The organism is Myxococcus sp. AB056 (genome assembly GCF_006547365.1).
GTDB classification, from domain to species: Bacteria; Myxococcota; Myxococcia; order Myxococcales; family Myxococcaceae; genus Myxococcus; species Myxococcus virescens.
The window spans coordinates 1-253 of record NZ_VHLB01000229.1 but is presented as its reverse complement, the minus strand read 5'-3'; the positions used below and the strand labels follow the sequence as shown (position 1 = coordinate 253).

1 pseudogene is annotated in these 253 nt (G+C 65.2%); it reads left to right on the top strand.

Features of this window, described 5'->3' with window-relative positions:
- Positions 1–127, top strand: a pseudogene (locus tag FMP39_RS37265) (IS3 family transposase); the annotation flags it as partial.
- Between the last annotated feature and the right edge of the window lie 126 nt (positions 128–253).

Below are 253 nucleotides of genomic sequence, written 5' to 3'. Positions count from 1 at the left end.
CCGTAAAGTCGTCGGCTGGGCCATGGCTGGCCACCTCAAGACGGAGCTCGTCGTGCAGGCACTCGACATGGCTGTGGGGCAGCGTCAGCCCCAAAGCGTCGTGCACCACAGCGACCAAGGGACGCAGGGTGGATTCAACGGGTCGTCGCAACACTCGACGTTGAGGAGTTGCGATGGGGAACAACAAGAGTCGACGGGCTGACCGTGCTGGACGCCCGCCTATGTCGTCGCCTGGGCGTCCGCCGGTGGGAAG